This is a genomic window from Streptomyces sp. NPDC085900 (assembly GCF_044540925.1).
Taxonomy (GTDB): Bacteria; Actinomycetota; Actinomycetes; order Streptomycetales; family Streptomycetaceae; genus Streptomyces; species Streptomyces gilvifuscus.
Map to the genome: position 1 here is coordinate 167,229 of NZ_JBITSP010000016.1, position 25,306 is coordinate 192,534.

Here is a 25,306-nt window from a genome sequence, read left to right on the forward strand (position 1 = left end):
CGAGCCTCCTCTCTCAAGCCTCCTCGAAGACCAGGTCCTCGGGTGCCTGGGTCAGCCGCACGATCTGACCGTTGGTGACTTCGACGACGTTGTTCAGGCCGGTGCAGCGCTTCCCGGTGGACGTGATGGTGAAGCGGTCCTGCACTCCGGCGAGATAGGCCGGGAAGCAGGTCAGCGAGCCGTTGTCGAGCTGGAGGTAGTCGACGAGACGCCGGAACAGCTTGGGCAGGATGACGACGTCGTCGGTGAGCGAGGACAGGGCCGTGACCTTGGCCCCGGTGGTGGTCGTGTCGCTGGGCCACAGACCTTGCGCCGGCGCCGTGCGTGCCTGCTGTACGGCTGCGGTCAACTCGGCCCGCAGGCTGGGGAACAGGCTTCGGTAGAAGGTGGGGTAGGCCAGGCCGGTGGCGAGCAGGTGATGGTTCACCGTCGTCCGGAGCAGGTCGGCGCCGACGTCGATGTCGGTACCGCTGGGGCCCTCGGGGACGCCGCGCCCGACCAGAGCTACACAACGGCCGTGGATGTCGGCGCCGTTGGTGAGGATGAAGCCGGGCACCGTGTCGGGCGTCGCCGCCGTCACGGTCTCGTCCGGTCCCTGTTGGACGTTCGTGAACCCCAGCCAACTCTGGAGTTCGTCACGTGCGGCATGGGCGAAGTGGAGAGGTTGGTGCACACGGCTCGGCCCGTAGTGCGTTTCCAGTGCGTCGATCGCGTCCAGGCGAAGCGTGGCGCGTCCCAGCACGTCGTGTTTGACGGCGCGCCCTCCACTGCCCACCAGGGCCCATTCTGTCGGGTCGTCGGGAGTGAAGTGGATGGTGTCGCCGTCCGGCTGGGTTCCCGTGATCTGGAACGATCCGTTGATTTGCAGCATCGTCATAGTGACTCCCGAAGACTTGAACGGCTGGCGGGGATGGGCGAGATGCCTGCTGAACCACGCTATTCCCCCGTCGGGAGGTCTGCAATTGCTGCCATTGCCCGCCTCTCGTCGCGCTCCTGTTGGCTGTCCGTCCTATGCTGAGAGGGGGGAGCCTTTGCTGGAGGTCGGGATGGCCAACGGGAAAGCCTTCAACGGTTCGCGAAACCCGACAAAACTCAGCGGGAATGCAATCGCCTTCGCTTTCCTGTGGGTTACTTCGCTCTTGTTCGGACGCACGACGCATACGGCGGAGGCGTCGAAGCGAGATGACTCGTACGAGCCGACCAGGCCGAAGAACGTCGTCCAACTCCCCAAGATCCGCAAGGAGCTGTCCAGAGTCCACAGGACGGCCTGGCGGGAGCGAGCCGCCGCACGCATTCTCTACCTGGAGCAGCAAGCGGATCGCGAGAGGTGCCGGACGGTCGAGGTCCAATCCGAGCAACGACAGCGGGAGAAGACGCTGGAGGGGGTCGCACGGCATCTGGAGGAGGCCGGCCATGCCATCTGCGCGCGGCGCCGCCCCTTCTCCGGAGCCGCGGCGCTCGAAAGGACCTGGGCGAACCTGCGCGCGGCCGATGTCATGCTGCTCGGGCTGTGCTCGGAAGAGGACCTGATCAGCCGGAGCACCGACGTGCTGAGCTATGTCGAACAGCATCTCGGTCCGGGCAACCCGCTTCGGGTGAGGGCGGAGGCGGTCGCGGGACGTATGGAGGTGGGAAGGCTTCAGCCGGGGGACCGCGGCCTCCTCGTCCTGGCCCTGAGTGCCGCGTACGACGCGCTGGACGCCGAGGTCAGGAGGGTGCGCAGCCTCAGCGTCATCCTGCGCATCGCCACCTTCTTCGTGCTCCTCGGCGCGGCTGGACTCGCCGCATGGGGCTGGTTCAGTCCCCATTCGCTGAACCTTTGCTTCATTCCCAAGGGAGAGCTCAACGCGGCATGCCCATCCGGAGAGGTTCCAAAGAGGCCGCCCGCTGTTCCCAGCCACTACGCGCGACATACGGACGTGCTCGTCACCGAGGCGGCCGGGCTGGCCGGTGCGGCTCTCACGGTGATCGCGTCCCTGCGCCGGATACAAGGGACGAGCACTCCCTACATGCTGCCGCTGTCGGCGGCCCTGCTGAAATTTCCCACCGGGGCTCTGACCGCGTTCATAGGCGTGCTGCTCATCAGGGGGGCTTTCATCCCCGGCCTGAGCGACCTGGACTCCAGCGCACAAATCATGGCGTGGGCTGTCATCTTCGGCGCTGCGCAGCACCTCGTGACGCGCTTCGTCGACGCCCGGGCCCGCGAGACGCTGTCGGACGTGGGGCGAGCGCCGACCGATCCGGAACCGAGCAGCCCCGAGACCGAACCGGTTCCTGCGCAGACAGGTAAAGGGGCCACTCATGACATGTGATGTCCAGCGGTCCCATGGGGAGACGCGCAGTCATGCCGTGCCTAGCATGCCGGGGACTGCCTTCCCGCTGCCGGGCTCTGTGGGCCGCCCGCTCGCGTGAATCGGTGGCTGCGCTCCACTTTCGCCACATGCAGTGTGTAGCTCTGGTACCACTCGGCCCGCCCGCGCTTCTGTGCCGCGCGGTGCTCGGTGTTGCTCCGCCACTCCGTGAGGGCGTCGGCGTCGCGGAAGTAGCCGACGGTGATGCCGAGGCCGCCGGGAGTCTGCGCGTGGTCCATCCCCAGGAAGCCGGGTACGTCCTTCACCAGGTCTTCCATGCGCGCGTTGGTCTCGCTGTAGCCGCTCTGGTCCTCGGTTCGCACCGTGGTGAAGACGGCTACGTAGTAGGGGGGGTTCGAAGGCTTCGACGGGCGTGACAGGTGCTTCGGGGTGATCACTCATGGCGCCACTGTAGGGAGACCGCGCCCATGATCCGGCGACTTTGCCGAACGGGATCCGAAAGGGAGCGCCCTCTTGGAGAGCGGGCCCGACGGCCGGCTCTGCTATCGGGTGACCGTCACGGTCACGTCGTAGCGTTCCTGCCCCGGTGAGCAGCGCATGGCCTCGCCGCACGAGTGACGTCGGGCTGTGATGTGCGCTGTCCCGGGTTGTAGTGCGGTGAACCGTGCGGAGGAGAGGCCGCAGCCGCGGCCGGGCGGGCAGGTGGCTGCGACGGTCGTACCGCCGCCGCCGGGGTCGAGAACCCGTGGGTTCGAGCCCGCGGGGGTGGACCAATAGGTGCTGTGCAGACGCACGACGAGGTGGGTGCCGGTGGACACTCGCACCGTGGTTCCACGAGCCCCTTCGTCGAGAACGACCGAGTGGGCGGCGGATCCGGACGCCGAGGGCGGGGGAGTGGGCGATGCGGAGGACGAGGATCCCGCCGTGCCGGACGCACAGCCGCCGAGGGCGGCCGTCGCGGCTGCGGCGGCCACGGTGGCGAGCCCGGCGCGCAGCGTGTGCCGGGCAGAGGGGATGGGGACCGGCGAAAGGAACAAGGGGCCCTCCGGTGGTTACCGCCCGGGGTGGCCGGGACGGGAGTGGGGGCGGGCCGTCGGCCCGCCCCCACCGTGCGGTGCGAGGTGTCAGGAGACGGTCACGTCGTCGTAGTAGGTGTAGGTCGCGTCACCCGCGTAGTTGTCGTCCTTGTTGGTGAGGGTGAGCGTGTAGTTGTGGCCCGCGGTCACGGCGCCCGAGACCTGCTTCCAGCCTGCGCCCTGGGTGCAGGTCTTGGCGAGCAGGGTCGTGGTGGTGCCGGCCGTGGTGTCCTGGAGGGTGGCCGTGGCCCAGTCGTAGGTCACCGTGTCCGGGCAGGTGACGTTGTACCAGAAGGAGACCTTGCTGGTGCCGGACGGAGCGGTGAAGGACTGGGTGAGCGAGGAGGTGTTGGTCGGGCCGGTCGCGCCGACCATCGCGCCGTAACTGCCGCTGTGCGCCGCCGAGGTGGTGGCGGAGGTGCTGCCGCTGGTGGTCCAGCTCGACAGGCTGCCCGTCTCGAAGGTGCCGTTGGTGAGGGTGCCGCCGCCACCGCTGCTGCCGCCGCCGACGATCGCGTGGGAGATGGCGCAGTTGTTGGTGTCGTTGGACCAGCTCGCCTGCTCCGCGAAGGTGCCGGTGCCCATGGTCACGTTGGCCGCGCCGCCCGTGCTGCCGGGGGAGATCCAGGCACACTCGTCGGCGTTCTCCTGGCCGTCGTAGGAGCTGCCGGTGTGGTTGGTCCAGCCGCCGGCCGGGTTCTGGTCGGACATCATCTCCTGCCACTCGTGGCCGAGTGTCATGGTCCAACCGTCGAGCGTGCCGGGCGAGTTGACGAAGCCGACGCCGCAGCCCGAACCGGAGTCCATGTTGTACGGCTGGTTGCTGAAGGCGATGTCACCGTAGGAGGAGGACACGGGCCCGCCGGAGAGCGTGCTGTCACCGTTGTAGTCGTGCCAGGCGCAGTACTGCCCCTGGTAGCTGTCCGGGTTGGTGTTGTGCGGCGACAGGATGACGTAATAGGCGTCCCGGTTGGACGCGGCGGTGGTGTTGCCGAAGTGCCCGGCCGCCTTGACGGCCTCGGCGCCCAGCTGGTGCCCAGTCGCGGCGCTCGGGGAGGCCGCCGAGTTGTCGTACCAGACACCGGACAGCACGCCGCCGCTCTGGTACGGGATGAAGTTCGCGTTGGACGGGCAACTGGTGGCGCCCGACGTCACGTTCGGTCCATCGCACCACTGGGTGAGGTCGGCGGACCACCGCTCGTTGCCGGTACCGATGTCCTTGAACATCTCCTGGGCGACGGGGGCGGCGCCGTCCGGGTCGCCGGAGAACGTGGCGTCGCCGCTGCCGTTGGTGCTCTGCGTCCCCCACTGCGAGCCGTAGAAGACGAGGTAGACCTTGGAGTGGCCGCTCTGGACGCCGATGCCGTCGATGCCGCCGCCGTAGGACAGGGTCTGCGGGCCGGTCGCCGCGGTGGCGGCCGGGTGACTGGCCGCCCACGACTTCATCTTGGCGTTCCGCTGGATGGTGGGAAGGGCGCCGTGCCGGTACGGGTGCTGGTACGCGGGGCTGTAGGGGTTGGATCTCGCCGCGTGCACCGTGGCCTGAGGGGCGGCTGTCGCCTGCGGGGTGATGGCGAGTGCCAGGCCGGTGGCCAGGGACAACGACGCGACACCGGCGAGGGTTGCTCGGGCTGCGCCGCCTATGTGGGGAGTACCCATGGGTGATGGGAACCTTTCTTCGCACGGACCTCCGCCGTCGGTGCGGGGAGGTGGGTTGCATGGGACGCCGACAGGGCGCATCACCCGACAGCCGCCTCCGGACGTCGACGTCGACGCCGGTTTCGTCGCGGAGCAGGACAAGGGAGCCGAACGGCGGTTGCGTCACTGCACGGGCGGCGGTGTGCACGGCAGTTGGGCAATTGACGCGCGGCGGTGCGATCTGCGGGGAATCCAGTCCTGACCTGAACGAAGGAAAAGGGCAGTGAGAAGGGTCGCGCTGCCCCTTTTGGCGCTGGAAAGGTGATGCGTTGTCAGACGCGGCAGAGCAAATCAGATTTGACAGGCGCAGGTCAATGGAAGCAGGCAGCTTTTACACAGGGACAGGACTGTCGCCCTCTGGTGCGTGGCCGCTCCCCTGTCGTCTGTGTTCCGTTTTCGCTGGTCGAAGCGCAAGTCTGCTTGTTCGAAGCCCAGTTGGCGGAGTCGGGAGCAGGGTGTTTCATGACTGATCGTTGACCATGGGCGTCGGTGTCATGCACACCAGGACGAGAAGTCGGAGAAAGCGGCAGGCAATACTTCGCCAAGAACCGGTAATCGGCGGGCTATTGCTTTGCATGGTTTCCATTCGGATTCCCTGCCGCGATAGACAGGGGCTCGCTCGTGTTCGCGCCGAAGTCGCTGTCTACACTCCGACGATGAACGACATACGGTGCACCCAATGTGGTGCGGTGGGGCTGGAGCCGGGCTTCGTCGAGGACTCCGGGCAGGGCGCTCGCGGATACGCGCGCTGGATCGCCGGCGTCCTGGAGAAAGGTCCGCTCGGCGGCGCCAGACGGATGGGCCGGCCGCACTGGCAGATCGATGCCTACCGCTGCCCGATCTGCGGACACCTGGAGATGTTCGCGGTACAGCGCGCCTGAGGGGGCGAGCGTGAGCGGGCGGCAACCGTTCGCGCCCCGACCTGGTGGTGAGCGGGTGTCTGCCCCGGCGGCTGCCTGCTCTGTTGATCAAGGACGCTGAAACTTGCGTCCTGGGGGGTGGCGTGATAGCGCCGCTTCGGGGCACTCGGGAGGTAACGTCCGGTCACGCCAGGAGGTACGTCATGATCGCGCTCGGCATCATCCTGCTCATCGTCGGTTTCCTTACCGGCATATCGATCTTGTGGACCATCGGCATCATCCTGGCCGTGGTCGGCGCCGTCTTCTGGATCCTGGGATCCATGGGGCACGCGGTCGCCGGCCGGCGCCACTATTGGTGACCGTGACGCTCCTCGAGCGGCCCTTGACCTGAATCAAGGCCTGGCCCGGTTGTGACTGAGACCAGGGTGAAAGATCGAGGGCGCGGCCGTGCTGTCATGGCATGAGCGGCCGCGCCCCGCCCTGCGGCTGGCGGCCCGGAGCCCGCCAGGGTCAGGAATTTTCGAGAGGACACCCCGCCTCCTTGCCTCCTTTTCGGCCGCCGGCCACCTGGTCTCAGAGCCAGGGGCCGGCGGCCTTCCGCGTTGCGGATCTCGTGAGCGGTTGCCAGAAGATTCGTCCGCTGCTGTGCAAGAGCTTGCTGGATGGGTACCTGCGTTCGGTGGCCGGCCGACGACGGGTGCCTGCCAGTTTCTGTTCCTGAGGCAGGGGGAGGGCGAGTTGAGGTTGCGTGAGGGGCATGACGGACGGCCCACGCGGTACAACGCCCGGATACTGGCGGGTCGTTACCGCCTGGACGGGTTGATCGGCTGGGGTGGTGCGGCCGACGTGCACCGCGGCTTCGACCTGCAACTGCGGCGGCCCGTGGCCGTGAAGATCTTCCGGTCCGGTACCGGCTTCGACACCGAGGAGGGCTTCCGCAGCGAGGCAGTGATCCTGGCCCAGCTGCAGCATCCGGGGCTGGTGACCGCCTATGACGCCGGAAGGCATGACGGCGACGCCTACCTCGTCATGCAGCTCGTCGACGGCCCCACCCTCAAGACCCGCATCGCCGAGAGCCCTCTGTCGCCCGAAGCCGCCGCCACGCTCGGGGCGGGCCTCGCCGACGCCCTGGACCACGCCCACGAGAAAGGGATCATCCACCGGGACGTCAAACCGTCGAACATCCTCCTGGACGCCTCGGACAGCCCTCATCTGACCGATTTCGGTATCTCCCGGCTCCTGGACTCCACCACGCACACCGCCACCGGCACCCTCATCGGCACGGCCGCCTATCTCTCCCCCGAGCAGGTACTCGGCAGGCCGGTCGGCCCGCCGGCGGACGTCTACGCTCTCGGACTGGTCCTCCTCGAGTGCCTGACCGGCAGGCTCGAATACGAAGGCAGCCCCCTGGAGGCGGCCATCGCTCGACTCCACCGCCGACCCACGCTCCCCGACTTCCTGCCCGACGCGTTCGGCGACCTGCTGCACCGGATGACGGCTCTGGACGAGCAGGACCGCCCCACGGCACGGGACTGCGCCCGAGCACTGGCCCACCTGGCCGACGTCACGTCCACTGCGGAAGCGGTTCAGCCGGGGGTCCCGGCCATGAGCAGCGCCGTATCCCGGTCGACCGCGCACGACGGTGACGGTGACAGCGACCGCACGCACCGCAGCCTGCTGCCCAGCGCACAGCGGCTCGGTACCGCGGCGGCCGCGGCCGGTCTTCCCCGGGCGGCCTCCCGGCCCGCCTTCGCCCGCAGCCGTGTGGCGATATGCGGATCAGCGGCTGCCCTGGTCGCCGTGATGACCGCCGGCCTCATCGCCACCGATGGCCTCTCGCACAGCGCCACCGGCGAAGCGGCTCCGTCCGCCAGTGATCACCCCGCCACCTCCGCGTCCCCGAAGACCTCGGCCGACGAGGGCAGCTCCGCCGCTCCGAAGGCCTCGCCCTCTTCCCGCTCGGCCGCTGCGCACCCTCTCCGCGCGACTGTCTCGGACAGCAGTGCTGTCTCATCCCCCGCTGATCGGCCGACGCGGCACCTGACCGATCCTGCCTCCCGGACCTCCGGTCACGGCAAGACAACCGATGCGACGGCGGGGAAGGCCGCAGGCAAGAAGAAGTCTCCCGCGGAAGCCCATGGCCAGGGGCGAAAAGGCCGGGAGTAGCAGCGCACCCTTGGGCGACGGGCGGAGTGCCGCCCCTGTCATGTGATGGCCTCGCCTGTCATGTGATGGTCTCGCCGTCGTGGGTCCCTCCCTCGCAGTACTTGGTGTACGTGCTGTCCCCGACCGCGTTGATGATGATCACCCCGCCGCCTCTGACGCACTCCTGTGCGGAGATGTCCGCGAAAACCTGCGTCGTGCTGCCGGCGGTGGATGACTGTGGCGGCTTCTGGACGACAGGCGCGGCAGCCTGTACGGGGGCTGCTCCAAAGCAGAGTGCCGTGGTCAGCGCTACGACCACGATCGCCGGCGACAGTTTCATGGGAGCCCCGTTTCGTACGGTTGCGGGATGGCCGTACCAGCGTCAGCGCCACCGCCGCCGGTCGCGACCAGCGGCGGGCCACACGAGGGACACCGGGACTGCCTGCCCGGCCCGCGGCTCACAGGGACGTCAGCCAGGCCGCCGTGTCATCGGGGTGGGCGAAGCGGAGGGTGTGGAGAGGGGCGAAGCGGGGGTCGCTCACCCGGTGCTCGATCTCGCGGTGGCGGGTGCCGTGTTGGGACCAGGCCCACCAGGCAGGGTGTTCCCGGCTCAGCCAGTCCTTCCAGGTCTCCCTGTTGCCGCCGAAGAGGGCCTCGCGTGTGACGGTGCGCCGGAAGGACCGGCGCAGGACGCGAGGCATGATGACGCGTCTGGGATAGTCCAGCCAGATCACCGTGTCGGCTCGGTTCCACAGCAGGTCACGGACTTCCGGATAGCCGATGGAGTCGATGATCCAGCCGGGCTCCGCGGTGAGCCTCGATACGTCTTCGGTCAGCTCGTCGTTGACGGACCAGTCGGGGCCGCTGAAGTACAGGGCGTCCATCTCGTGGTGCGGCAGGCCCAGACGACCGCTCAGGGCTTGGGCGAGGGTGGACTTGCCCGCGCCGGTGACGCCCACCACCAAGATCCGTTCCATGGATGCCCCCGGTCCTGACCTGCCACTGCCTACGCATCAGCGGCGACGACGCCATGGAGGTGATTGTCTCCCTGTAGGGCCGACGAGGTGATGGCGGGTGCGGTCATGCGATCGTGGTCCTCAGGTCCTGGTGGTCTCGGCGGCGGGGGTGGGAGGGAGGCCACCGGGGATCGCGGCGAGCAGTTCGCGGGTGTACTCGTGGCGGGGGCGGGTGAACAGTTCCTCCGGCGGGCCCGTCTCGACGACGCGGCCGGCCCGCATGACGGCTACCTGGTGCGCGATCTGCCGTACGACGGCCAGGTCGTGCGAGATGAAGAGGTAAGCCACCCCGGTGTCGGCCTGCAACTCGGCCAGCAGGTCGAGGACTTGGGCCTGCACGGACACGTCGAGGGCGGAGACCGGCTCGTCGCAGACCACGAGGTCGGGGGAGAGGGCGAGGGCCCGGGCGATCGCCACGCGCTGTCGCTGTCCGCCGGAGAGCTCCGCCGGGCGGCGCTCCAGGGTGGCGGCGGGAAGGGCCACCCGGTCGAGGAGTCCGCGGGCCCGGGCGAGCCGGGAGACGCGGTCGCCCACCTTGAAGGCCCGCAGCGGTTCGGTGATCACCTCGCCGATGCTGAATCGGGGGTCGAGTGAGGCGTACGGGTTCTGGTAGATCAGCTGTGCGCGGCGGCGCAGTTGTCGGGCCCGGGAGCCCTTGGCGGTGGTGGCGTCGGTGCCGTCGAAGAGGATCTGCCCGGCGGTCGCGTCGGCGAGGCGGAGCACCAGGCGGGCGGTGGTCGACTTGCCGGAACCCGACTCGCCGACGAGGGCGAGGGTCTGCCCCCGGTGCAGGGTGAAAGCGACGTCGTCCACCGCGCGCAGGGTACGGGGGCCGTCCCCGGTGTGAGGCAGCCTGAACTCCTTGACCAGCCCGCGGACTTCGAGCAACGGCGTCGTATCCGACGCGGGGACGGAGGCCGGGGTGCGGGGCCGGGTCGTGGTCAGGCTCGGGGCGCTTGCCAGCAGGTGCCGCGTGTAGTCGTCCCGGGGGTCGGCCAGGATGTCACGGGTGGGGCCCGCCTCGACGACCTTGCCCTGGGACATCACCACCAGCCGCTGGGCCCGGTCGGCGGCGACCCCCAGATCGTGGGTGACGAGCAGGACCGCGGTGCCCGACTCCTCGGTCAGGTGCTGAAGATGGTCGAGGATGACGCGCTGCACGGTGACGTCGAGCGCGCTGGTGGGCTCGTCGGCGATGATCAGCTCGGGTCGGGCGGCGATGGCGATGGCGATCAGGGCGCGTTGCCGCATGCCTCCCGACAGCTCGTGGGGATACTGGCGGGCGCGGACGGCCGCGTCGGGCAGCCCCGCCCGGTCCAGGACGGCGACGGCCTCGGTAGCGGCCGAGCGGCGGGTCGCCAGGCCGTGGATGCGCAGCACCTCGGCGACCTGGTCACCGATGCGCTTGACCGGGTTGAGGGAGACGGTCGGGTCCTGCGGGACCAGGCCGATCCGCGCTCCGCGTACGGTGCGCAGTTCCGGCTCCGACAAGGTTGCCAGGTCGTACCGGCCGAAGCGGATCGTGCCCGCGTCGATGCTGCCGTTCGCCGACAGCAGCCGGGTGATGGCGTGGGCGGTTGTGCTCTTGCCGGAGCCGGACTCGCCGACCACCGCCGTCACCTGCCCCGGCCACACGTCGAGGTCCACGCCCCGAACGGCCTCGACGGTGCCGCCCCGGGTGCGGTACGACACCGACAGCCCGCGTATCTCCAGCAGTGGTGTGCTCACGTCCTCACCGTTCTCATGCTCGTGGGTCATCGCTGCCGGGACCATTCGCCGTCCAGCGCCCGGGCGACGCGGTTGGTGGCCAGCACCGTCGCGGCGATCGCCAGCCCGGGCAGCGCGGTCAACCACCAGGCGTTGGCGAGGTAGTTGCGGCCGTCGGAGATCAACGTGCCCCACTCCGGGGCCGGCGGGGGAGCGCCGTAGCCGAGGAAGCTCAGGGCGGAGACGGCCAGGATGGAGGAGCCGAAGTCGAGGGTGGCCAGGACGATCACCGGGCCCGCCGCGTTGGGCAGCACATGTCGGCCCAGCACCGAGTACCAGCGGGCCCCGCTCGCGCGCGCCGCCTCCACGAACACCGCCTGCCGCACCCGCAGCACCTCCGAGCGCGCCACTCGGGCGAACGCGGCGACGCTGGCGATGCCGACGACGACCGCCACCTTCACCGTGCCGTAGCCGAGTGCGGTGACCAGGGCCAGGGACAGGAACAGTGCGGGGATGGACAGGAGTACGTCGACGCAGCGCATGAGTACGTCGTCCACCCAGCGGCCCACGAACCCGGCGACCACGCCGAGCAGCCCGCCGACCACGAACGCGACCAGCACCGCGATCAGCGTGGCCTTCAGGGACAGTTGGGCGCCGTGGACGACCCGCGAGAACACATCACGGCCCAGCTCGTCGGTGCCGAACCAGTGACTGCCGCTCGGCCCGCGGAAGTTCTGCGACGGGACGCCCTTCAGCGGGTCCTGTGAGGTGAACAGGTCGGGCCGGAGCGAGGCCAGCACCACCAGCACGAGGACGACCAGAGACAGCAGCAGACCTGGGCGGCGCACCACGAAGCGCAGCAGCCGCCGTACGTCCACGCGGCGTCCCGGCTCCCGGCCCGTGCCCGCCGTGACGGGGCGGGCCGGGCCGAGCGCTGATTCGATCGGGTCGTCGACGAGACTCTGGCTCATGCGAGGGCCGCCCTTCTGCCCGAGGCCACCACGATCCGCGGGTCAAGGAGTGGATAGACCAGGTCGATGACCAGGTTCGTCGTGACGAAGATCAGCGCCCCGAACACGACCACCCCTTGCACCAGTGGAATGTCCTGTGCCGTGACCGCCGCCGCGGTGACGCGGCCGAGGCCGTCGCGGGAGAACACCGTCTCGACGACCACCGAACCCGCGATCAGTTGCCCGACCAGCAGTCCGACGACCGTCAGCGCGGGCAGCGACGCGTTGCGCAGCGCGTGCCGCAGATGGACCCGCCACCGGTCGGCGCCCTTGGCCCGGGCGGTCTCGACATACGCCTGGTCCAGCGCCGTCAGCAGGCTCTTGGCGAGGACCTGGGCGATCTGCGCGCCCGTCGGCACGGCCAGCGTCAGCGCAGGCAGCACCAGACCCCTGAGTCCGTCGTTGCCGAACGCCGGGAACCAGTGCAGCCGGAAGGAGAACGTCTCGACGAGGAGCAGCCCCACCCAGAAGGTCGGGACCGACACGCCGAGCGGCGGCAGCGACAGCAGCAGTTGGCGCAGCCAGCGCCGCGCGGTGTAGGTCGCCAGGACCGCCAGACCGCCGCCGAGGACCACCGCGAACAGCAGGGCCGCGCCGGTCAGTTGCAGTGTCTGCGGCAGGGCGTCGGCCAGCGTCGAGGTGACCGGGCGACCGGTGGACACCGAGTCGCCGAAGTCCCCGCGCACCGCACGCCCGAGGTACTCCGCGTACTGCACCGGCACCGGCTTGTCGAAGCCGTACTCGTGCCGCAGGGCGGCGATCCGGTCCGGGTCGACCTGCCCCGAGTCCATCCCGGCACTTGCCATCGCCGTGACCGGGTCACCCGGCAGATAGTCCAGGACCAGGAACGACACCGTGTACGCCGCCCACAGCACGCCCACCGCTTGCGCCAGCCGTTTGATCACATAACGGCGCATGCGCTAGCCGATCCAGGTGTAGTGCAGCTGGAGCCGGCTGGAGGCGTCGAAGTCGAGGTCGTGCACCTTCTTCGCCACGCCCAGCTGCGTCTGGAGCTCCACGACCGGCACGTAGTAGGCGTTGCGCACGATCAACTGCTGTGCCTGGAACACCAGTTCCTTGCGCTTGGCGGTGTCCGTGCTCGCCGCTTGTGCGGTCAGGACCGTGTCCAGGCCGCTCGAGGGGACGCGGTAGAAGTTGGCCAGCTCGGTGGAGAAGGAGCTGCGCAGGATGTCCGGGTCGGCACGGGTGACGTTGCCCCAGGCCGCGTCGTAGTCGCCCGACTGCAGCGTCGGCGCGAGCTGGGTGACCTGAAGCTGCTTGAGGGTGACCTGGATGCCGACGGCCTTGAGTTGCTGCTGGATCAGCTCCAGCGCGGGCTGGTTGGTGCCCGCGTTGGGAATCCAGTCGATCGTCAGACCGAGCTTCTTGCCGTCCTTGGTGCGAATGCCGTCGGCGCCGGTCTTCCAACCCGCGGCGTCCAAAAGGGATTTGGCCTTGGCCGTGTCGGACGTCAGGTCGGCGGTGAGGCTGGTGTAGCCGGGCGTGGTGTGCGCGAGGACGCTGGTCGCGGCCTGTGTGCCGGTGGGGAAGACGGTGTCGGCGATCTGCTGCCGGTCGACGGCGGACAGGATCGCCCGGCGCACCCTGGCGTCCTTGAGGATCGGCCGCGAGTTGTTCAGCCCCAGGCCGAACACGATGCCCGGGTTGGCCCGCCGCTGGAGGGCTACCTGACCGCCCTTGAGCGCCGCCTCGTTGGCCCTGCCGACGCTGGAGACGGCGTGCACCTGACCGGACTGAAGGCTGCCGGCCCGTACCCCCGCCTCGGGCACGACCTTGAACACCAGCTTGTCCAGGTACGCCTCGCCCTTCTTGCCCCACAGCGAGGATCCCCATGCGTAGCCGGTGCGCTTGGCCAGGGTGACCGACTGGTTCTGCACGTACTGTTTCAGCACGAAGGGCCCGGACCCCACCACTCCGTCGCTGCACTTCTGCTGCGGGGTCCTCTTCACGCTCGCCGACGACTCGATGCCGAGCGAGTGCGTCGAAGTCGCCTGCAGGAATTGGGCGTTGGGCTTGGCGAAGGTCACCTTGACGGTCAGCGGGTCGACGACGGTGGTGCTCTTGACGCCGCTCAGGTAGCCCTCGGCCAGGGTTCCCAGGGCACCGAGCTTCGGTACCGCGTCGAAGTTGTCCTTGACCACCTGCGCGGTCAGCTTCGAGCCGTCGCTGAAGGTGACGCCGGACCTGAGATGGAAGGTGAAGGTGGTGGCGTCGGAACTGATGTCCCAGCTCTTCGCGAGCCACGGCACGATTTTGCCGGTCCTGGGGTCCTGGTCCGTCAGGGAGTCCACGATCTGGCGGACCGAGTAGATGGTCTCGTTGCTGGCGACCTGCTGCGGATCCACGCAGCCGGCGTCCGAACTCACCGCGAAGGTCAGGGTGCCGCCGGCCGCGGGCCGTCCGCTGCCGCCGGCGGAGTCGCCGCCGCTGGAGCCGCAGGCGGTCAGCAGCACGCTGGTGGTCACGAGGGCGGACAGTGCCGCCCACCGGGAGGATCTGACATGGGGAAGTGCGGTCACGGAGGGCTTCTCCTACTCGTGTCACCGGGCACGGGCGCGGGGCGTGGCCGTGCGCGGGCGGCCGACCCCGGGCGGCGCGATGCCGCGGCCGGGGGCCGCTGTGCAGACGGGGATCAGAGGCAGACGGGGATCGAAGACGTCCGGAGATCAGGCGCGAAGGGTGCGGCGACGGCGAATGCCGTATCGTGACCGGCGGCTGGAGGGGCCGTCAGGCCTGACAGAGGCAGCTGGTCGAGCGCTTGAGGTCGATGTGGCGTCGACGCGAGAGCCGGGAGAACACGGTGGCGTCGGCGAAACGGGCGCTGAGGTCACCACCGTGCCGCATATCGGTCCTCCACCTGTCCGGCCCCGGACCGGGGCCACGCGCTTGCGGGATCGTCGGTGATCCCGCCGGGCTTTCACCTGGAGCACCCCACCGCGGGGGAGGGTTGCCGGTCAGCGAGCCAGGGCTTGACGCTGACACTCAATGCCGTTCTTGATCGTACGAAGAGATCTTGTCGTCGGTCAATGGCCGGGCCGGCTCAGGAACCTCCGCGCTCGCGGGGGATCTTCTGCCCGGCCTCGATCGCCACCGGCAGCCGGTTCTCCGCCGGGGGCAGCGGGCAGGTGGCCAGGTCCGTGTACGCGCACGGCAGGTTCGAGGCCCGGTTGAAGTCCAGGACGACCGTGCCGTCGGCGGCGGGCGCTTCCACGCTCAGGGCCCGGTTGGCCGCGTACGTGGTGACGCCGGAGGTCGCGTCGGTGAACAGCACCAGCAGCCGGCCCCCGCCCGAGCCCGGGAACGCGGTCAGCGACAGCTGCCGCCCGTCCAGCTCGAACTCGATCCTGCCCGGAGCGTCGTAGACGTGCTCCAGTCCCTCGACCGCGGCGCCCACGGTGGTCGGCCGCGGTGCGTCGAAGGGGATGTAGCGGCCGGTCACCGCCCAGCGGGGGTCGGGGGCGTAGGCGGGCGTTCCGGTGAAGGCCGTACGCAGCGGCGCGTCCGGGTGCCGGGGGCGCACGATGTCCTGGCCGCCGCGCCGGGCGACCTCGATCACGGCGTCGCCCCAGACGGCGTTGACGCCGCCGCGCTCGGGGATCACACCGAAGTGGTGCTCACCGCGCACCGGACCCTCGTCCAGGTCTACGACGACCCCCTCGGGGCCGGTGTGCCAGGCGCCGGGCGCGTCCGGGAAGCGCTGCGACCGGTCGTCGAGCCAGTGCAGGCCGGTGACCGCCAGGAACCCGTGCGGGTCGGCGAGTCGGGCTTCCTGGGCGCGATACCACTCCAGCCATGTCTCGGTGAAGGCATGGAGGTCCGTCGTGGTGGCCTCGGTGGTCATGGGCGATCTCCTCTGGATCGGGGGTGAATTGGTGCGAGCCGGCGGCGGGCGCCCGGCTCGACGGGCTTGTTCAGCGGGCCGGTTCGCCCAGGAGCCGCCAGGTGCGTCGGCGGTCCGCCTCTCCGGCGATCTCGGTGGACGAGAACACGACCTCCGTGGCGCCGGCGTCGCGGTAGCGCCGTACCTCGGCCTCGACGGTCTTCTCGTCGCCGATCACCGCCAGATCGGCGGCCCGCCGGCCGCCCGACAGTTCGATGACACGGGCGTGGGACGGGATCTGTTCGTAGAACGCGAGGTTCTCGGTGAACCTGGCCCGCACCGCGTCCACGTCGTCCGTGACGACACCGGGCACGAGCGCCACGACCCTGGGTGCCGGGCGGCCCGCGGCCTCGGCGGCCGCGTGCAGGGCGGGCACGATGTGGTCCGCCAGGGCGCGCGATCCCGCCAGGTAGGGCAGGATCCCGTCCGCCAGCTCGCCGCTGACCCGCAGCGCCTGCGGCCCCATCGCGGCGACCAGCAGCGGCACGCCGCTCTCCGCGCCCGGTACTCGCGCCGGGACGGGGTGGTGGCCGTGAGCAGCTCGCCCTGGAAGTCGGCCGTGCCGGTCTCGGTCAACTGGCGCAGGGCGGTGAGGAATTCGCGCAGTCGGGCGATGGGCCGTTCGAAGGGCAGGCCGTAGCCGGTCTCCGTCAGCAGCTTCGTGCCCAGGGCCAGCCCCAGGTGGTAGCGGCCGTGGGTCGCGGCCTGGGCGGTCTGGGCCTGGCTGGAGACCAGCAGCGGGTGGCGGCCGAAGACGGGGATCGCCGACGTGCCGACCTGCAGACCCGGCACTTCGCGTCCGACGATCGCCGCGAGCTGGGGTGAATCCGCGCCGAAGGTCTGCCCGAACCAGGCCGACGCGAGTCCGGACTCCGCGGCCTCCCGGGCCAGTTGAACGGTGGCGTCGACCTGGTTGGGCGCGCCGGCCGCGTTGAGCGCTGCTCCAACAGTCATGTCAGTCCAGAACGGCGCCGGACGCAGCCGCATTCCGGTCCGCGTGTGACAGCTTCTTGTCAGTCATGTGTCCTGGACCTGTGTCGAGAGGTGCGCGCAGGCCGAGGTGCTCGCGCAGGGTGGTGCCGGTGTACTCGGTTCGGTAGACCCCGCGTTCCTGCAGTTCCGGGACTAGCAGGTCGACGATGTCGTCGAGGCCGTCGGGGATGAGGTACGGCGTGATGTTGAAGCCGTCGATCGCGCCGTGCCGCACGAAGTGGGCGAACTTGTCGGCCAGGCCGGACGGAGTGCCGACGTGTCCGCGCTGCGGCCCGAGCGCGATGACGGTCTCGCGCAGCGACCAGCCGTGTGCCTCGGCCTTCGCCCGCCACTCGGCCACGACCGCACGCGGGTCGGCGACGCGCCGTGCCCCGAAGGAGCCGTCGTTGTCGGTGACGACCGGGTCCTGCTTCGGCAGCGGTCCGTCGGCGTCGCGGCCGGAGAGGTCGATGCCCCACAGCAGTCCGGCGATCCCCAACGCCGTCGCAGGGGTGACCTGTTGGAGCCGGATCCAGCGCTTCTTCTCCCGGGCCTCCTCCTCGGTGGCGCCGAGAATGATCTCGGTGCCGGGCAGGATCCGCACAGCGTCGTCCGGACGGCCCACCGCTCGCAGCCGACGCCGGATGTCGTCGGCGAAGGCGAGCGCGTCGTCGAAGTCGGTGCCGTGCGCGGAGAAGATGACGTCGGCATTGCGGGCGGCGAAGTCGCGCCCCTCGCCGGAGTCTCCGGCCTGGAAGATGACGGGGTGGCCCTGGGCGCTGCGTGGCAGGGTCGGCACGAGGTCGACGTCGAACTGCGGTCCCTTGTGTCGCACCGGGTGTACGGCGCCGGGTGCCGACCAGGCGGGCGCGTGCGCCGATCCGGCGACGGCGCCGTCCTCCCAGCCGTTCCAGAGTGCGCGGGCCACGGTAAGGAACTCATCGGCGCGCCGGTAGCGGTCGGCGTGGTCGAGGTAGCCGCCGCGGCGGAAGTTGGCGCCGGTCCAGGCGTTGTCCGTGGTCACCACGTTCCAGCCGGCGCGGCCCGCGGACAGCAGATCGAGGCCGGAGAGGCGGCGGGCCAGATCGGCGGGCTCGTTGAAGGTGGAGTTGGAGGTCGAGACCAGGCCGATGCGGCGGGTGACCGCGGCCAGCGCGGCGAGCTGGGTGATGGCGTCCGGCCGTCCGGCGACGTCCAGGTCGTGGATCTTGCCGTCGACCTCGCGCAGCCGGAGGCCCTCGCCGAGGAAGAACGCGTCGAACAGGCCGCGTTCCGCGGTCTGGGCGACCTTGCGGAAGGAGGCCGGGTCGATCTGGGAGCCGCTGTCGGGGGCGGACCAGATGGTCCAGTGATTGACGCCCTGGAAGAACACCCCGAAGTGGAGCTGGGCGTCGGGCCGGGGTACGTCGAGGGGGTCTGTGCGGGTCATCGTGCGTTCTCCCGGGCGGCCGGCGTCGTGGCGGCGAAGCGATTGGCGGGGCGCTCCAGCCCCAGGGTCGAGCGCAGGGACGTACCGGGCAGGGGACGGGCGATGAGGCGCCGCTCGGAAAGTGCCGGCAGGACGAGGCGGGAGAGGAGGGGCAGGTCTTCGTCCAGAACCAGCGGATGCAGTCGTACACCGTCGACGTACCTGCTCAACTCGATGAGTAGGGAGACGAGTTGGTCGGCTGAGCCGATGTGCCGCAGCCGTCCGCGGTCGGTCCACGGTGCGTGCCGTTCGAGGTCGGCGACGCGCTCGGCGCCGGTCGACTCCGGCGTGTCGAGCGCCACCTCGACCTCGGCGAGGACACGGGGCGTGCCGGCTGCGGCGGCGGCCGTGGCGACCGACGCGACATCGCGCCCGTCGACGAGGGCGACGTCGAGCTGCGCGGCGGCGACCCGGTCCGGCCGGCCCAGGACGACGAGCTGTCCCTGGGGCGGGCGCGGGACGATCGCCGGGCCCTTGACGGTGTATGTCTCGCCCGTGAAGTCGATGTAGTGGAGTCGGTCGCGGTCGAGGTAGCGGCTGGTGGCCACGGAACGGATGACCGCGTCGTCCTCCCACGAGTCCCACAGGGCGCGGGTCACCTCGACGCCGTCACGGGACTCCCGGGCCCGTGACTCGGCGTCGGCGACCAGTGGACGCCCCCAGGCGCGCGCGGCCTCCGGACGCTCCTCCTCCGTCACCACCCACCCGGCGCGGCCGGCGGAGACGTGGTCCAGCGACGCCAACTGCCCGGCTACATGGAAGGGTTCGGCGTAGGTGACCGGGACGACGGGCGCGATCCCGATGGTGCTGGTGGACGCCGCGATGAAGGCGGCCCGTTCCACCGCGCCGATGCGGCCCACCGGATCCGGTGCGGCGCCGGGCGGCAGCACGCCGTCGTCCAAGGTGATCAGGGTGAACCCGGCATGCTCGGCGACGGCGGCGACCTGGGCCACGCGGCGCGGGGTGAGCAGCTGTTCGGGGGAGTGGGCGGCGCGGCGCCAGGCCGCGGGATGGGTTCCGTCACCGTCGATCTCGACGGCGAGGTGCAGGGCAGGACCGGACAACGGGGTTCCTTCCGGGAAGCACACGCGGACTCGCGGCGACAGGGCCACGAGGGGACGGCCGGCGGGACGGCCGGCAGATGTCAGACGTGTACGGAAGGACAGACCGCGGAGGAGGTACGGCAGAAGTCGACATGCCGTCGGGTGATGAGTCGCGCACCGGTGCACGTACCGCGCGGTGCCGCGCCCAGTACGTGCATCAAAGCCTCCGGTGGTCAGGGATTTCCTTTTCAACGTACGTCGCCTGCCCCGGCGAGTGTCAAGGTCGGACATGGCGGAGTCACGTCCGACCGGGACGTGTGCGGCACTGCGTGTCCGCAATGCAAGACCGGACCGGGTAGGCATTGACCGACGAGGTGGGCGTCTGCTGGACTCCCCTGCCATGAACCCGCGCGTGGACCTGACTCGGCGGCGCCACATCGATCTGGCGCACGTCTCCAGCGCGTTTTGTTGTCGCTGACCCGGCGAGCGGTCGTCGGCAGCGGCGGGGGCGCGTAGTCGGCCCGCGGCGGCCCGAGACGTGTGAGTCCGCCCCTTCCGCATTGCCTCCCCACGGGATCGAAGCACCCAACTCCCTGTGAGCTCTTCGCGCCGTACGAGCGGGAAGCCCGTCGGCGTACGTCAGCGCGGTCGCTGAGACAACGGCCGTGGCGATCCGGAAGCACGCACATCCTCTGAACCGGCCCGGACGACTCCGCACGCCGGTCGATCAGCCCTGCGCACGGTCGGCGCCGGCACCAAACCGTCCGGCACACCTCGGTGTGCCCATCCGTCCGAGAGGGACCCTTCATGCCTCTGTCCATCCGTAAGCTCACCGGCCGTATCGGCGCAGTCGTCGAGGGCGTCGACCTCACGACGTCGCCGGACTTCTCGACGATCACCACGCTCCGAGACGCCCTCAACGAGCACAAGGCGATCGTGTTCGACGACGTGCGCCTGGACAACGCCGACCAGGAGCGCGTGGCCGGCTGGTTCGGCGAGCTGACGACCGCTCATCCCAACGTGCCGGCGGCGGACGGCACGACGAACGTGCTCGCCGTCGACAGTGAGACCTCCAAGGCCAACGAATGGCACACGGACGTCACCTTCGTCGTCAACCCGCCCCAGCTGACCACGCTGCGATCCGTGGTGGTCCCGCCGTACGGCGGCGAGACGCTCATCGCCAACGCCGCCGCGGCCTACCGCGACCTCCCCGAAGCGCTCCGCTCCCTCGCGGACTCACTGCGCGTCGTGCACACGAACCAGTACGACTACGCGCGGCCCCCGGCCGCGACCGCCGAACGGCAGGAGTACGACCGCGTCTTCGTCTCGACGCCGTACGAGGCGGAGCACCCGGTCGTGCGGGTACATCCGCTGACGGGTGAACGCGGCCTGTTCATCGGCGGGTTCGCCAAGCGGATCGTCGGCCTGTCGAGCGGCGAGTCGGCCGATCTGCTGCGCGTCCTGCAGTCGTACGTGACGCGTCCGGAGAACATCCTGCGCTGGAGGTGGTCCCCGAACCAGCTGCTGATCTTCGACAACCGGATCACCCAGCACTACGGGGTCGACAACTACGACGACCACCCGCGCCGCCTCAACAGGGTGACGGTCGCCGGTGAGGTGCCCACAGGTGTCGACGGCCGCCGCAGCGAGCAGCTCGTCGGCGATTCCTCGCACTACAGCGCTTTGCTGGCGGTGGCGGCATGACCGAGCTCGGCCTCAAGGCACCGGCCGCCACCGAGCGTCCGGCCGCCGGGACGACGAGCGGGCGGTCGCGGGAGGTGTTCCTGCCGCGCGGTGCCCGCCGCCGAACACCTTTCAGCAGACTGCGCGAGCGCCTGCGCTGGCCGCTGGGCATCTACACGACCCCGGTCGTGGTCTTCATCGCCTGGGAGGTGCTCGCCCGGGCCGGGGTGGTGTCGAAGACGTACGCTCCGGCGCCGACCTCGGTCGTGCGGTCGGCCGTCGACCTGTGGCAGCAGGGCGTCCTCGGACCCGACCTGGCCATCTCGCTGCAGCGGGCCGGTATCGGTCTCGCCATCGGTCTGACGGCGGGCATCGTCACCGGTGTGCTCGGCGGGCTGCTGCGCAGCGGCGAGTACCTGTTCAACGGGCTCGTGCAGGTGCTCAACACGATCCCTCTCCTCGCCGTGCTGCCGCTGATGATCGTGTGGTTCGGCATAGACGAGCTCACGAAGGTGCTCCTGATCTCCTTCGGCGCCGGCGTGCCGATGTACCTCAACCTGTTCGCCGCGATCCGGGGCGTCGACCAGCGGCTGATCGAGATGGCACGTACGACGGGCGCGGGCACCTGGCGCCTGGTGACACGCGTGCTGGTGCCCGGAGCCCTGCCCGGGTTCCTGGTCGGCCTGCGGTTCTCCCTCGCGTACAGCGTGCTGGGCCTCGTCGCGGCCGAGACGGTCAACGCCGACAAGGGGCTCGGCTTCCTCATCACCCAGGGGCAGACGTATCTGCAGACCAACCAGGTCTTCGTGGGGCTGGTCATCTACTCGCTCCTGGGTCTGCTCGCCGACCAGTTCGTCCGGGCTCTCGAGCGGGTGCTGCTGCGGTGGCGCCCCGGTTATGAGGCGTCATGAGCAGCACGATCGCACCGCGGTTCCGTCAGCAGACCGGAGTTGTCGTCGAGCAGGTGGTTCGCCGGTTCGGTGACCGGACGGTGCTCGACGGCCTCGACCTCACCATCTCGGACGGGGAGTTGGTGATCCTGCTCGGGCCCTCGGGCTGCGGCAAGAGCACCCTGCTGCGTCTGCTCGCCGGCCTCGACCGGCCCGACGGCGGGCGGGTGGAGGTCCCGGCCCGGCGCGCGATCGTCTTCCAGGCCGACCGGCTGCTGCCGTGGCAGCGGGTGCTGCGCAACGTCACGCTCGGACTGTACGGGCCCGACGCCGAACAGCGGGCCCGCGACGTGCTCGCCGAGGTCGGACTCGCGGGCCGTGAGAAGGCGTGGCCGAAGCAACTCTCCGGCGGGGAGGCCCAACGGGTGTCACTCGCCCGGGCGTTGGTCTCGGAACCCGAACTCGTGCTCCTCGACGAGCCGTTCGCGGCGCTCGACGCCATCACGAGGCTGCGCATGCACGACCTCGTACGCGCGCTGCGCAGCAGGCACCAGGCCGCCATGTTGCTCGTCACCCACGACGTCGACGAGGCGATCGCCCTGGCGGACCGCATCGTCGTCATGGGCAACGGCCGCATCGGCGCCTCGCACGAGGTGGACCTCCCCGCCGCGGACCGCGAAGCCAGCGTCGCCCGCGAGGAACTCCGCGCCCGGCTCCTGGCGGACCTCGGCCTCGCCGGCCGCCACTGACCTCCCCCAACACCCTCACCCGGCACAGAAAGCACGACAACCATGCGAAGAAGAACAAGCAGACTCATCGCCACCATCGGCTCGCTCACCCTGGCGGGCGCTCTCGTCGCCTGCGGATCGTCGGCGTCGGACACGGCCGCACCCCTGAGCAATGCGGCCGACGCCGGCGACGTCAAGCACCCCGAGTGGAGCAAGTACACCTTCACCATCGGCGACAACGGCGGTGACGGCAGCCAGGAACTCGCGAAGGTCACCGGCGTGTTCGACAACGCCCCCTACAAGGTGAAGTTCGCCCGCTTCACCTACGGCCCGCCGCTCGTGCAGGCCGCCGCCTCGGGCGACATCGACCTCGGCAGCGTCGGCGACGTACCACCGATCACCGGTGCCGCGAAGGAGTACGGCTTCAAGATCGTCGCCGTCAACCGCTCGCTCACGCCCGACCAAGCGGTGGAGAACATCATTGTGGCCAAAGGCTCCAAGCTGAGGACGGCGGCGGACCTCAAGGGCAAGAAGATCGCCGTCCCGCAGGGCAGTTCGGCCCACGGTCTGGCCCTCAACGCCCTGAAGAGCGTCGGCCTCACCCCCAAGGACGTGAAACTGGTCTTCCTCGACCCGGCGGCCGGCGCGACCGCGTTCAACACCGGCAAGGTGGACGCCTGGTCGATCTGGAACCCGCAGTCCGCGATCGCGGTCAAGAACGGTGCCCGAATCCTGGTGAAGGGGCTGCCCCCGATCGACCAGACGAGCAGCTACTACGTCGCCAATGACTCGTCCCTGAAGGACAGGACCAAGCGTGCGGCCCTCACGGACATCCTGAAGAGGCTGTCCCGGGAGTTCGCCTGGGCCGTCAAGAACCCGGACGAGTACGCGAAGGCGCTGTCGAAGGAGCAGGGCATCCCGCTCGCCGACGCCAAGGCGTCCCTGGCCGCCTACTCGAACCGGGTCACCCCGGTGGAGCACTCGGACATCGAGCTGGAGCAGAAGCTCGCCGACGCCTTCCTGGACGCGGGCCAGATCACCACGAAGGTCGACGTCGAGTCCATCACCGACAACCTCCTCCCGGCCGGTTACGACAGCTCCAAGCTCAAGGTCACCTCATGAGCGCCGGACGGCGGCGACAGCTGCACCTCAACGCCTTCCTCATGGAGGCGGGCCACCACGAGGCGGCGTGGCGGCTCCCGCACAGCAATCCCCGCGCCGACTTCGACCTGCGGCACTGGATCGAACTTGCGCGCCTAGCCGAGAGCGCCAAGTTCGACTCGCTGTTCCTCGCCGACGGCCCGGCCCTCATCGGCACCGGCGAGTTCCGGCCGCCGGGCCAGCTGGAGCCGCTCACGCTGCTGACCGCACTGTCCCAGGCGACCAGCAGGATCGGCCTCATCGCGACGGTGTCGTCGACGTACAACGAGCCGTACAACCTCGCGCGCCGGCTCGCGTCCGTCGACCACGTCAGCGGCGGCCGCGCCGGCTGGAACATCGTCACCTCGGCGGGCGCCGACGAGGCCGCCAACTTCGGCCTCGACGACCGCCCCGGTCACGCCCGGCGCTACGCCCGCGCCGACGAGTTCCTGAAGGTCGCCAAGGCGCTGTGGGACAGCTGGGAGGCCGAGGCCGTCGTCGCGGACAAGGCGGCCGGGCGCTACGCCGACCCCGCCCGGCTGCACCGGCTCGGTCATGAGGGCACGTACTTCAAGGTCGCCGGTCCGCTCAACGTCGAGCGCCCGCCGCAGGGTCACCCGCTGCTCGTCCAGGCGGGTTCCTCGGAGGACGGCAAGGACTTCGCGGCCCGTCACGCCGAGGCCGTCTTCACCGCGCACACCACGTACGAGCGCGCCGCCGCCTTCTACGCCGACATCAAGGCACGCACCCGAGCCGCCGGGCGCGATCCGGACGGTGTGATCGTCCTGCCGGGCATCGTCCCCTACATCGGGTCGACCGAGGAGGAAGCCCGCGCCCTGGCACGGCAGTTCGACGAGCTCCGCATCCCGGAGTACGGGCTGCGCCAGCTGGCCGCGGTGTTCGAGACCGAGCCGTCGGTCTTCGAACTCGACCGGCCGCTGCCGCAGTCCATCCTGGCGAGGCCGAAACTGGAGGGTTCGCAGAGCCGCTCCGACCTCATCATCGACCTGGCGGCACGCGAGAGGCTGACGGTGCGGGAGATCATCTCCCGGCTCGGCGGCGGCCGCGGGCACTTCGAGTTCGTCGGTACGCCCGAGCAGGTCGCGGACACGATCATCGCCTGGTTCGAGGGCGGTGCCGCGGACGGCTTCAACATCATGGCCCCGGCGCTGCCGTCCGGCCTGGCGGCCTTCGTCGAGCAGGTGCTGCCGATCCTGCGCGGCAAGGGCCTGTTCCGAGAGGAGTACGAGGGCACGACCCTCCGCGAGCACTACGGGCTCCCGGTCCCGGCGAACCAGTTCCATGTCTGACCCCTCCCGTGGCGGCCGGGTGTCCTGAGCGCGCGAGCCGCCGTCCACCGGGATGTCCGCGATGCGGGACGGCCCTCTTGACGTCGGTGGCCGTCGGATCGACACTCTGTAAGGAATCCTAGTGAACAGGTAGGGAAATATGAGGCGCCTTGATCCGGTCACCGTTCGAGTGAGCCGTCCGCCTCTGCTGACCTCTCGGCGTCACATCGACCTGCTCCGCGTCTGCAGCGCGCTCGGCCTCATGGGCTGACCTGCGCCCTTCCCGCGCCGACGGCGTCCCCAGGGACATCGTGCCGTTCGGCGTGCCCAGGTGAGCCCCGCTCCTGAGGTTCCGTCGTCGCATCCCC

General features: G+C 70.0%; 22 protein-coding genes, 2 pseudogenes and 1 riboswitch. Of the genes and pseudogenes, 10 read left to right on the forward strand and 14 right to left on the reverse strand.

The genetic code is table 11. The annotated features are described in order from the left end of the window. Window positions 1–13 precede the first annotated feature (13 nt). Window positions 14–877 (reverse strand): thermonuclease family protein, encoded by an 864-nt coding sequence (locus ACIGDI_RS39165; protein ID WP_399907027.1) that lies wholly within the window; start codon window positions 875–877, stop codon window positions 14–16. A 169-nt stretch (window positions 878–1,046) separates the two neighbouring features. Here ACIGDI_RS39165 and ACIGDI_RS39170 point away from each other — a divergent pair, with 169 nt between their 5' ends. After that, the gene (locus ACIGDI_RS39170) at window positions 1,047–2,312 is read left to right on the forward strand and encodes a hypothetical protein (protein WP_399907029.1); all 1,266 of its coding nucleotides are present in this window, start codon (window positions 1,047–1,049) and stop codon (window positions 2,310–2,312) included. Between the two features lie 41 nt (window positions 2,313–2,353). On the opposite strand, the pseudogene ACIGDI_RS39175 reads toward ACIGDI_RS39170, so the two are convergent. Both ACIGDI_RS39175 and ACIGDI_RS39180 read right to left on the reverse strand, forming a co-directional pair. Then, window positions 2,354–2,753, reverse strand: a pseudogene (locus tag ACIGDI_RS39175) (antibiotic biosynthesis monooxygenase family protein). A gap of 683 nt (window positions 2,754–3,436) precedes the next feature. After that, window positions 3,437–5,047 carry a hypothetical protein gene (locus ACIGDI_RS39180; protein WP_399907031.1) on the reverse strand — a complete coding sequence of 537 codons (1,611 nt, stop codon included), beginning with the start codon at window positions 5,045–5,047 and terminating at the stop codon, window positions 3,437–3,439. Window positions 5,048–5,742: 695 nt separating this feature from the next. Between ACIGDI_RS39180 and ACIGDI_RS39185 the strand changes: the two genes are divergently transcribed. The 3 genes from ACIGDI_RS39185 to ACIGDI_RS39195 all read left to right on the forward strand — a co-directional run bounded on the left by ACIGDI_RS39185 (window position 5,743) and on the right by ACIGDI_RS39195 (window position 8,112). Beyond that, the gene (locus ACIGDI_RS39185) at window positions 5,743–5,967 is read left to right on the forward strand and encodes a hypothetical protein (RefSeq protein ID WP_399907033.1); all 225 of its coding nucleotides are present in this window, start codon (window positions 5,743–5,745) and stop codon (window positions 5,965–5,967) included. A gap of 182 nt (window positions 5,968–6,149) precedes the next feature. Then, entirely contained in the window at window positions 6,150–6,305 is a 156-nt protein-coding gene (locus ACIGDI_RS39190) for a DUF6131 family protein (protein ID WP_200700047.1), read from the forward strand. A gap of 379 nt (window positions 6,306–6,684) precedes the next feature. Beyond that, a complete protein-coding gene (locus ACIGDI_RS39195) occupies window positions 6,685–8,112 on the forward strand; it encodes a serine/threonine-protein kinase (RefSeq protein WP_399907035.1) in 1,428 nt (475 codons plus the stop codon). 58 nt (window positions 8,113–8,170) lie between these two features. Here the strand turns inward: ACIGDI_RS39195 and ACIGDI_RS39200 are convergent, their stop codons facing one another. The 11 genes and pseudogenes from ACIGDI_RS39200 to ACIGDI_RS39250 all read right to left on the reverse strand — a co-directional run bounded on the left by ACIGDI_RS39200 (window position 8,171) and on the right by ACIGDI_RS39250 (window position 19,229). Continuing rightward, window positions 8,171–8,431, reverse strand: a complete 261-nt coding sequence (locus ACIGDI_RS39200; protein ID WP_399907037.1) for a hypothetical protein — start codon at window positions 8,429–8,431, stop codon at window positions 8,171–8,173. 118 nt (window positions 8,432–8,549) lie between these two features. Continuing rightward, window positions 8,550–9,068: an adenylate kinase gene (locus ACIGDI_RS39205; RefSeq protein WP_399907039.1), complete on the reverse strand. Its 519-nt coding sequence runs from the start codon at window positions 9,066–9,068 to the stop codon at window positions 8,550–8,552. Window positions 9,069–9,188: 120 nt separating this feature from the next. Further along, entirely contained in the window at window positions 9,189–10,880 is a 1,692-nt protein-coding gene (locus ACIGDI_RS39210) for a dipeptide ABC transporter ATP-binding protein (protein WP_399907041.1), read from the reverse strand. After that, window positions 10,862–11,785, reverse strand: coding sequence for an ABC transporter permease (locus ACIGDI_RS39215; protein WP_399907043.1), 924 nt, complete (start codon window positions 11,783–11,785; stop codon window positions 10,862–10,864). The genes ACIGDI_RS39210 and ACIGDI_RS39215 overlap by 19 nt, the downstream gene beginning before the upstream one ends. Next, window positions 11,782–12,741, reverse strand: a complete 960-nt coding sequence (locus ACIGDI_RS39220) for an ABC transporter permease (RefSeq protein ID WP_390630773.1) — start codon at window positions 12,739–12,741, stop codon at window positions 11,782–11,784. The genes ACIGDI_RS39215 and ACIGDI_RS39220 overlap by 4 nt, the downstream gene beginning before the upstream one ends. Window positions 12,742–12,744: 3 nt before the next feature. Further along, window positions 12,745–14,364 (reverse strand): ABC transporter substrate-binding protein, encoded by a 1,620-nt coding sequence (locus ACIGDI_RS39225; protein ID WP_399907045.1) that lies wholly within the window; start codon window positions 14,362–14,364, stop codon window positions 12,745–12,747. A 208-nt stretch (window positions 14,365–14,572) separates the two neighbouring features. Further along, on the reverse strand, window positions 14,573–14,689 hold the full coding sequence (locus ACIGDI_RS39230) for a putative leader peptide (RefSeq protein ID WP_334314335.1): 117 nt from the start codon (window positions 14,687–14,689) through the stop codon (window positions 14,573–14,575). 33 nt (window positions 14,690–14,722) lie between these two features. Further along, a riboswitch (SAM riboswitch) is annotated at window positions 14,723–14,835 on the reverse strand. A 50-nt stretch (window positions 14,836–14,885) separates the two neighbouring features. Then, window positions 14,886–15,686: a DUF1684 domain-containing protein gene (locus ACIGDI_RS39235; RefSeq protein WP_399907048.1), complete on the reverse strand. Its 801-nt coding sequence runs from the start codon at window positions 15,684–15,686 to the stop codon at window positions 14,886–14,888. Window positions 15,687–15,756: 70 nt separating this feature from the next. After that, a pseudogene (locus tag ACIGDI_RS39240) lies at window positions 15,757–16,679 on the reverse strand (LLM class F420-dependent oxidoreductase). A 1-nt stretch (window position 16,680) separates the two neighbouring features. Then, window positions 16,681–18,126, reverse strand: a complete 1,446-nt coding sequence (locus ACIGDI_RS39245; protein ID WP_399907049.1) for an NtaA/DmoA family FMN-dependent monooxygenase — start codon at window positions 18,124–18,126, stop codon at window positions 16,681–16,683. Further along, complete coding sequence (locus ACIGDI_RS39250; protein WP_399907050.1) at window positions 18,123–19,229, reverse strand: LLM class flavin-dependent oxidoreductase; 1,107 nt, start codon at window positions 19,227–19,229, stop codon at window positions 18,123–18,125. Before ACIGDI_RS39250 ends, ACIGDI_RS39245 begins: the two co-directional genes overlap by 4 nt. Before the next feature lie 786 nt (window positions 19,230–20,015). Here ACIGDI_RS39250 and ACIGDI_RS39255 point away from each other — a divergent pair. From ACIGDI_RS39255 to ACIGDI_RS39280, 6 genes are all read left to right on the forward strand, one after another. Further along, window positions 20,016–20,912, forward strand: a complete 897-nt coding sequence (locus ACIGDI_RS39255) for a TauD/TfdA dioxygenase family protein (protein ID WP_384817355.1) — start codon at window positions 20,016–20,018, stop codon at window positions 20,910–20,912. Continuing rightward, window positions 20,909–21,802: an ABC transporter permease gene (locus ACIGDI_RS39260; RefSeq protein ID WP_399907053.1), complete on the forward strand. Its 894-nt coding sequence runs from the start codon at window positions 20,909–20,911 to the stop codon at window positions 21,800–21,802. The genes ACIGDI_RS39255 and ACIGDI_RS39260 overlap by 4 nt, the downstream gene beginning before the upstream one ends. After that, window positions 21,799–22,530 carry an ABC transporter ATP-binding protein gene (locus tag ACIGDI_RS39265; protein ID WP_399907054.1) on the forward strand — a complete coding sequence of 244 codons (732 nt, stop codon included), beginning with the start codon at window positions 21,799–21,801 and terminating at the stop codon, window positions 22,528–22,530. Before ACIGDI_RS39260 ends, ACIGDI_RS39265 begins: the two co-directional genes overlap by 4 nt. Window positions 22,531–22,572: 42 nt before the next feature. Continuing rightward, complete coding sequence (locus ACIGDI_RS39270) at window positions 22,573–23,631, forward strand: aliphatic sulfonate ABC transporter substrate-binding protein (protein ID WP_399907056.1); 1,059 nt, start codon at window positions 22,573–22,575, stop codon at window positions 23,629–23,631. Beyond that, window positions 23,628–24,959, forward strand: a complete 1,332-nt coding sequence (locus tag ACIGDI_RS39275; RefSeq protein ID WP_272178619.1) for an LLM class flavin-dependent oxidoreductase — start codon at window positions 23,628–23,630, stop codon at window positions 24,957–24,959. Before ACIGDI_RS39270 ends, ACIGDI_RS39275 begins: the two co-directional genes overlap by 4 nt. 139 nt (window positions 24,960–25,098) lie before the next feature. Beyond that, window positions 25,099–25,209, forward strand: a complete 111-nt coding sequence (locus tag ACIGDI_RS39280; RefSeq protein WP_399907059.1) for a putative leader peptide — start codon at window positions 25,099–25,101, stop codon at window positions 25,207–25,209. Window positions 25,210–25,306 lie beyond the last annotated feature (97 nt).